Here is a 7,421-nt window from a genome sequence, read left to right as displayed (position 1 = left end):
CTACCGCACCCAAGCGGCTCCTGCGGAGCGCTTGGCACTCAATTAACCGAGTCTCCTCCAAACCCGGGGCGGTTCAAATCCGCGTCGGTCGACCGGTTGGACCGAGTAATCGGAGCTCCGTCGTTGCGCCCGACACCAATTCCCCGTCCTCTGCGGGTCTGGATTGCAGCGGTATGCGTATGCCAAGTACTAACAGAATCGTGCCAATCGCAATGAGGAAGATCCACATCAGGTAGCTCTGTCCGATGGGTCGCTTCCTCTGTCGCCGCACCGCCTTCTGTACAAACCAGCCGACTGCCGTGACGGGAGCCGTCGCCAACCAGGCCGCTGGCGTCTGGAGCCAAAGCGGAAGCTGGAGGTCGCCGGTTTGCAGTGTCTGACGGCCAAACCACAGCAGGAACAGCGCGAGGCCAAGGCCGGCAAACAGCACAATGGGGACGTCGATGAGATCGAGGTCCGTCTTCAGCGTCAGTGCGCTGCGCCAGCTCGCGGTCTCTCTCACCGGCCCGCGAACGGTAGGCGGCACCTCGTCCGTTGCGGCCAGCGCGTTCTCCGTGGTCGCGGATTTTCGTTGTCGTTGCGGAACCGGATCAGTCATGAAGTCAGCGAAGGAGTCAAGGTGCCGCAAGCTCGACAGGCGCCTTCTACGCTCAACGCGATAGTCCAGAGTGCTGAGTGACGATGTTACATCGAAAACACTGAAGCGTCGCCCGGGGCGGCGGTCGGTGGAAGCGAATGGTCGGCCCAATAGTTTCTTAATCGGCCTTACGGAGAGGGGACGCCCTGCGGGAACCGCCTCGGCGGCGATGTGCAGATCAGATGGCCGTCAAGATCCTTCATCCTCAACTTAAAAAGATCCTTTGCCGACAACTGTCAGCGAATGCTCCGAAACCGCACCACGGCTTCTCTGAATCGGCACACGTACGGCCAGCTGGGAAGGTTGTTGAGAGGCTGGTCAAGGTAAGGAGTGCCGCAGAATGCAGGGGATCTCATCGTGTGTATGCACTGATACGACGCTGCTTCTCTATTGGCCGTGATGAGTAGCCGACGCCGGCTGAGACTGGCGGATGAAGCTGCGTCCACACAGAGGGCAACCAAGCGCGCGTGGATCTCGACAAAGCGGGCGTAGTCTCTGCCTCACGGGATCACTCGAAGAACGATTGGCATCTCCTCGACCGCTTCGGCATCGGTTGCCCGTATCTCAACGCCATGGTCCTGAGTCGGCACGGACATGAGCGCCAGCAGGATATCGTTGCGGACCACGAGCTGCGCAAAGCGTTCCGGCTTTACGATAACGGTGACGTCCGCATCTTCCACCCGTTGCCCATGGGCAGCGAGCCTAAGCGGCTGCTTTGCCTCCGGCCAGAGCACGCCAATGGCCGAGATGTTGACGAGCGCCTGCGACGCGGACGGAGACAGCGCGAGGGCGAGGAATGCTGCTTGGTGTTGGCCAGAGAAGTAGGGTAGGCGCCCCGCCGCCGCCTCGGCGAGATCGCGTAGGCGATACAGACACCGCTTCGGCGCGCGCGATGGATGCGGAATGCGGTGATGTAACACATCGTCCACAAAACGGAGCCAAACGTCCTCGGCGGCTCGCCGGACCTGCCGACGGTACACTGGCCCCAGCGCCTCGATGCTCTCGGACCACGACCGGATCTGATCGGTCCTGAGCGTGGCGCACGGCGCCGATGGGACGGTTGCGCCCTCAGCGCGAGCGTCGGAAGAATCCCTGACGCTTATGGCGTCGCCGGCTTCGCGTTCAGGAATCGTCGCGTGAGACGGATGCGGAACAATCATGGTAACCTCGATACGAGGGGGTGCGGAGGGGTAGGTCGTCCATAGCCTAGCGGTGCTGTGCACCTTCGCCGTTCAGCGCTGCGGCCCAGGCGCCGGGGGCCGTGTCGAGCGGACGGACGGCGCTTTACGACCGGCGGCCGGCGCTCACACGGCCTAGACTCCCAACATGCCTCCTTTGAGTTCCCCCGCTTCCGCCGCGCGCGGCTTCTATCTCGGTGTGTTCTTCGGCCGGCCCGGAAGTGACGCCTCTCGCTGGGCCGACCTCGAGAAGGAACTCGTCGCGTTGGCGACGTCGCTGAATGCCACCCTAGCGTATCAGGGTCCCGGGGGAGCTCCCTGCTTTGAACGAAGTGTGATCCTCTCGACGGCGTCAGCGTACTGCCTGGATCGGCTGGAAAGATTCGTCGCCGTGCGCTTCCCCGTCGGCCCAGACTCCCTCTTGCCGCACGGAAGACTCGAATCGTGGCCGCCAGCGGTCGCGCTCGCCCTGAGCGAGGAGGAGTTTCAGCATGCAGTGGCGCGCGAAGGGAGTATGCGACTCCGAGTTGAACCGGTCTTGGTCGCAGACTTTTCAGCCTTGCTTGAGGCGCGACGCGCAGACGCAGGAGCTCCGCCGCTCCGATCACCACGGTGAGGGTGACGGAGCGTCCGTGCCACGCGGACTCCGGAGTCTGTGCCCTCCAGGGAAGGAAGTGGCTCGAGGCAGGTGCCGAACACGGCACGTTCAGCGTCCGTCCCACCTGCGTCTCCCAACGGCAGCCCAATGTCGGGACCCTTAATGGCCCAGCGGCGTTGGGTGTGTCGAAACTCAGTCCGTGTGACGCAGTCGTCGAGAACGCCTATGACTACCAGCCGCTGTACGATGGGTGAGTGGGACCTTCGCAACTGGCGAGTAGTAGGCCCCAATGACTCTTCGACATCAGATGGACTATCCGCACTATCCTTCACAGCTAACGTTCGGAGATTTCCTACCTGCGAACGCATGGCTCAAAAGCGTTGAACTTTCAGTTCCGCCTGGGGTGGGCTGGCTGTACGTCAGGTCGATGTCGCATTGCGTGAAGTACCTATGTAAGTCGAGCTTCAATGTATCGACGTCTGTACGGTACGGATTGTCCGCATAGATCACGGCCAGCAATGCTGGATTACAATTTCGGCCCCAGCCGACAGGAGGCTCATGAGAAGGCGCGGATTCGATGATCTAGAGCCTGAGCAGACGAGCCCGGCCTTATGGCTCTGTCGACAGCGCGACGACGCGTGAATGGACCGCATCGCGGCTGTCACGGCGCCGGAAAGCGTTAGAGAATGTCACCTGCGACGGCGGCGGCTCCGTCGGCGCCTTGTAACGCATCATCGTACGTCTCGGGCGTATTGCGGGAGCCTTGACAGATTGAAACTTCGGCTCCACCATAGCGAGAGACTGAAGCTTGAAATCGATCATTCGAATTTGCAAAAGTGTATAACACAAGAAAGCTATGTTGAGATCAGAAATTCAGGCGTTCTTACTGAGCGCGCTATGCGCGTTTGATCTTCGAGCTCAGCGTATTGAGCTTAAGAATTCTAGCTTTGAACTCGCGCGAGACTCGCTCGGGACGCTCCCCGCTAGTTGGATCGCTGGGCCAGGCGCCAGTTTGGTCTCTTCGAAAGCCCGACTAGGCGCGCGAAGCTTGCGAATCAGTCCGCTCGGCAACGATTCAGTCGTAGCTGTGGTCCAAACGTTTCGCGCCGACGCCTACGTCGGTCAGACTGTTGAGCTCAGCGGCGACATCGAGGTTCAGCAGCTCAGCGGGTGGGCCGGTCTTTGGATTCGAATCGATGGCAAGACTCGTACGCTTGCCGTAGACAACATGGAAAAGACAGGTCCAAGGGGCACCAAGAAGTGGACACGATATACCGCTCGAGCCCCAATCCCCATCGGCGCCGAGCGAATTATGGTGGGAGCGCTACACGTGGGGCGGGGCGTAAGCTGGTTTGACAATCTTGACCTTCAGATCTGTGCCTTGGGACCATCGTGCTGAGAGTTAGTCGGAATCAACGGACGAACCTAGTCTCGCAGAACTCACATGAGACTGGACGGGTGCGGATCGAGCTACGCGCCATATTCCCTCTGCGAGGCTCAAACCTCCGGCGATGGCGCAAAGAATCGCGAGGGTCGCGTTCGCCATCGGAAATCTGTCGAGCACTGATGGAACGAGCGTCATCCCCTTAAGACGCGCAATGACCAGACTGTTCCAGAACGCGTGAAGTGCCGTGGCGACTAGCATTGAGTCAAACCGAATGCGCAGCGTGCCCCAAAAAACTCCGAGGATCACCGGAATGAGCACCATGCCAAGCGACGGATACCAAAAGTGTAGAGAGCCAAACATCAGTGCCGAGACGAGCACCGCTGCGCGACTACCAATCATCTCGCGCAATCCTGAAAGCACCCAACCACGAAAGCATAGCTCCTCGATGTACGGTGCGGCTACTACCGCGTAAAAGATGGGACCGATGCTTCCCAGCTGAAGTCGCGCGATAACAAAGTTCGCTCCTGCCCACCGCCTTAGCTCCGCCGACGTGAGGCCACGAAAGAGCAACTCACAAAGAAGAAGCATGGAGAGGCACGTTGGCGCTAAAGATGCCACCAGCCGCCCGTACCACTGCAACTTTGCGCCCACCGAGCGTTCCGTAGTGGCGGCCGACCACCACTTCGCTTGCCGATTGAGATAGCTGCAGGCCGCGACAGTACCGAGCGACCACGAAATGCTCCACGGAGTGCTAAGTACAAAAGCCGGCGCCGCGACAATCCCGAAGAAGAGCGCGCCAAACACCCCAATTGCGATGGACGAGAATGCATCTGGTCGAGCGCTGGTCATCTTTGAATGGGGCTGAAGCCACGTGAGGCACCCGAAAAGTCGTTGGATAATCCCACTGCTCACGCGGCGGCACCGAGTTCGCGTACCCTTGCAGGTACAGCAATCTGACTGCGCCGCGTGTTCGCTGTGGATGATTCTGGACTTTTACTTCGAGAACGCGCCACTGGATGTGCTGCGGACATCTTTAGGTGTAGGTCGTTCAGGAACGTCCGCCCACAGAATATGCGAGGTCGCCCACGAACGAGCGTTTTCCGCCATCGGTTACGCTACAACGCTCGACGAACTCACTCAAGTACGACTGCCTTGTATAATCCACTGGCAAGACCACCACTTTCTCGTCCTCGAGAGGATCTCTCCGGCACGCTATCGCCTCGTGGATCCGACGCTCGGACGATTCGAAGTAGATCGACCGACGATGGAGCGGTCATATTCGGGCACCGCGCTGGAAATTACTCCCAAAGCGCCTAGAAGTGCGATTCCGCCACTTATCAATGCGCTCAGACGGAGTTTGCGCGCAGTTTGTCGCGAGGCGCCGTTCGCGTTGTGTCACGTAGCCGGTTTCATCCTGATAGCTCGGCAATTGAACGGGAGCGGAGACCGGACGAATGCCCCAACTTCAGGTCTCCCCATCCTGCTTGCCGTCATACTCCTCGTCGGAGCGTCAGCGGCGATTCGCGAACGGTGGATGTACCAGCGGGGTCAAGCGAAGAGCGTCGATCTCGTACGGAGCGCCGTTCGGCGTCTCTATGAGATGTCATTCGAAGATGCCTCGGCAGTCCCTGTCGACACTATCACCACGGTCGCACGCATTCCGCTGCATGTGGCGGACAACACACTGAGGCTAAATCTACAGAACAGACTCATAATTGCGATGGCCTTTCTGGGTTACTTGACGTGGATGGACCCGCGAGCTGCTTTGGTGGTTGTCACAATCTGTGGCCTCTCAGCAATTCTTGAAGCAGCATCTGCGTCAGCTCCCGTCAAGCGGAGCGCCAATCGGACCGGCGCTGACTCCGCGCAACTATCGCTTGATCTTCAGTCGCTACGTTCGTTCGTGTCGCCCGAGGAGCTAACACGCGCCGCGATAGGCACCCTCCCTGATATGCACGACAACGAGAAAGTTGTCGTTTGCTCAGCGACGGTTGAGGCCGTTGCGTCGTTGCTCTCAGTACTCGTAGCTCCTCTCATTCTCGCTCTTCCAGCACGGGAACAGGCGACCGAGTCATCTGGATGGGTTGGCGCAACGATCTTGATCGCGCTCGGAGCGGCGTCGAGTCTTCGCTATGTTTGCCGCGGAGCGCTTCAAGCATACTCTGCTCCAAAGCGGGTCGACGCGGAGCAGGTAACGCGGAGTGAGCGCAACGCACCAACCGGAACTATTGAACACAGCGATAATGAGCGGGTGCTCAGCAATTGGAAGCGTAACGAGAGCCAGCGAAACGCGGTTCACGGTATACGACTGGAAAACGTCGATGTCACTTATCGGGGAGTAGCGAAGCCGGTTCTAAGTGGTGTAACTGCCACCATAGCATCGAATTCGGTGAATGTGATCGTTGGGCGTGCTGGAACCGGAAAGACGACACTTGCTCGTGTTATTTCGGGCGCTCAGGTACCAAGCTCGGGCGTGATCGCCGACGCCGAATCTGCCGCGTCCCTAACAGTGCACAGCCTTAGATCCTTGGTGGCCGTGGCGTCTCACGAGATGCGCTTGGCCGGAGCAGTCTCCGACGAGGTGCTTTCGTACACACCCCAGCAATGTTGTGAGGACCAGGAAGAGTGCGTCCATCCCGCGATCACTGTTGGCGCAGCACACGGCGGTGATAGTCGACATTCAGTCTTCAATGAGCAAGGGCAAGGCTGGGGTCACTCGCTCTCGTCAGGCGGGCGGCGTGACACGGACCGAGCGCTAATCGCGCGCGCATTGATGGCCGACCGACCAATCATCGTCCTCGATAGCGTTGATGCAGCAATGGATGACGAGGAGCTTGAACGCATGCTTGGTCGACTCAAGTCAATCGGGCGGACGGTTGTCGTCCTAACAGCGGACGAGCAGAGAGCGAGTGCGCTCTCGGGCGTGAGCCTTTGGCGGCTCGAGCACGGTCTGCTCACGTGCACAACATCTACTACAGGACCACGCACCACCCGCGGAGAGGGAAGCGAAAGTGTATCGAATGGATAGAATGCGGTCAGAGGAATTCGATGAGTATCGAAGCGAGGCTCAAGAGCGTTTTGCACGACAAGGTGTCGAATCGGGCGCCTGGTCCTTCGAGCAGGGATTACGAATCTCTGAGTCGCTGTTCGCGAGCCTCTTACCGCAAGGATCGCTGTCGGCCGGGCAAGATTTGTGGGTATTCCGACGCGCGGATAGCCAGGAGCCCGTAGGTCGGGCGTGGGTAGGAGAAGTACAACGCTATCGCGACGCGGAGCGAATCGTACTCGACTTCGTGCTACTCGCGAGGCACCGGAGGACTGGAATTGGCGCCCGCCTGCTAAGCGCACTTCTGGACGAGTATCGACAGCGCGGTTGTAAAGCGATTCGATGCAACGTGTTTGGGAGCAATGCTGAGGCATCGCGTCTCGCCTTGCATGTGGGCTTCCGTCTCTCGCACGCGGAGTACGTATGCGAGCTGTAGCGTCGCGTGTACAGCTCGAAGGTGTGATCGGAGCGCGTCATGTACCGACGCTGCTGATGGCCGTGCTTGCGCTCCTAATGCTCGGATGCACAGACGCGCAACGAGAAAGGCGCGACGGCACAACGTCAGCCGCTCCCGT

5 protein-coding genes are annotated in these 7,421 nt (G+C 59.6%); 2 read left to right on the top strand and 3 right to left on the bottom strand.

From position 1 onward, the window contains the following. Positions 1 to 73: 73 nt before the first annotated feature. The 3 genes from K2R93_21455 to K2R93_21445 all read right to left on the bottom strand — a co-directional run bounded on the left by K2R93_21455 (position 74) and on the right by K2R93_21445 (position 4,649). On the bottom strand, positions 74 to 598 hold the full coding sequence (locus K2R93_21455) for a hypothetical protein (GenBank protein MBY0492416.1): 525 nt from the start codon (positions 596 to 598) through the stop codon (positions 74 to 76). A gap of 539 nt (positions 599 to 1,137) precedes the next feature. After that, entirely contained in the window at positions 1,138 to 1,797 is a 660-nt protein-coding gene (locus tag K2R93_21450) for a hypothetical protein (GenBank protein ID MBY0492415.1), read from the bottom strand. A 2,018-nt stretch (positions 1,798 to 3,815) separates the two neighbouring features. Further along, positions 3,816 to 4,649 (bottom strand): CPBP family intramembrane metalloprotease, encoded by an 834-nt coding sequence (locus K2R93_21445; protein MBY0492414.1) that lies wholly within the window; start codon positions 4,647 to 4,649, stop codon positions 3,816 to 3,818. 88 nt (positions 4,650 to 4,737) lie between these two features. Here K2R93_21445 and K2R93_21440 point away from each other — a divergent pair, with 88 nt between their 5' ends. Together K2R93_21440 and K2R93_21435 are read left to right on the top strand one after the other, a co-directional pair. Next, a complete protein-coding gene (locus K2R93_21440) occupies positions 4,738 to 6,828 on the top strand; it encodes an ATP-binding cassette domain-containing protein (protein MBY0492413.1) in 2,091 nt (696 codons plus the stop codon). Further along, the gene (locus K2R93_21435; GenBank protein ID MBY0492412.1) at positions 6,812 to 7,282 is read left to right on the top strand and encodes a GNAT family N-acetyltransferase; all 471 of its coding nucleotides are present in this window, start codon (positions 6,812 to 6,814) and stop codon (positions 7,280 to 7,282) included. Before K2R93_21440 ends, K2R93_21435 begins: the two co-directional genes overlap by 17 nt. Positions 7,283 to 7,421: the final 139 nt, after the last annotated feature.

Source organism: Gemmatimonadaceae bacterium (genome assembly GCA_019752115.1).
Taxonomy (GTDB): domain Bacteria; phylum Gemmatimonadota; class Gemmatimonadetes; order Gemmatimonadales; family Gemmatimonadaceae; genus Gemmatimonas.
The sequence above is the reverse complement of the archived record's forward strand: the minus strand, read 5'-3'. Positions and strand labels throughout refer to the sequence as shown.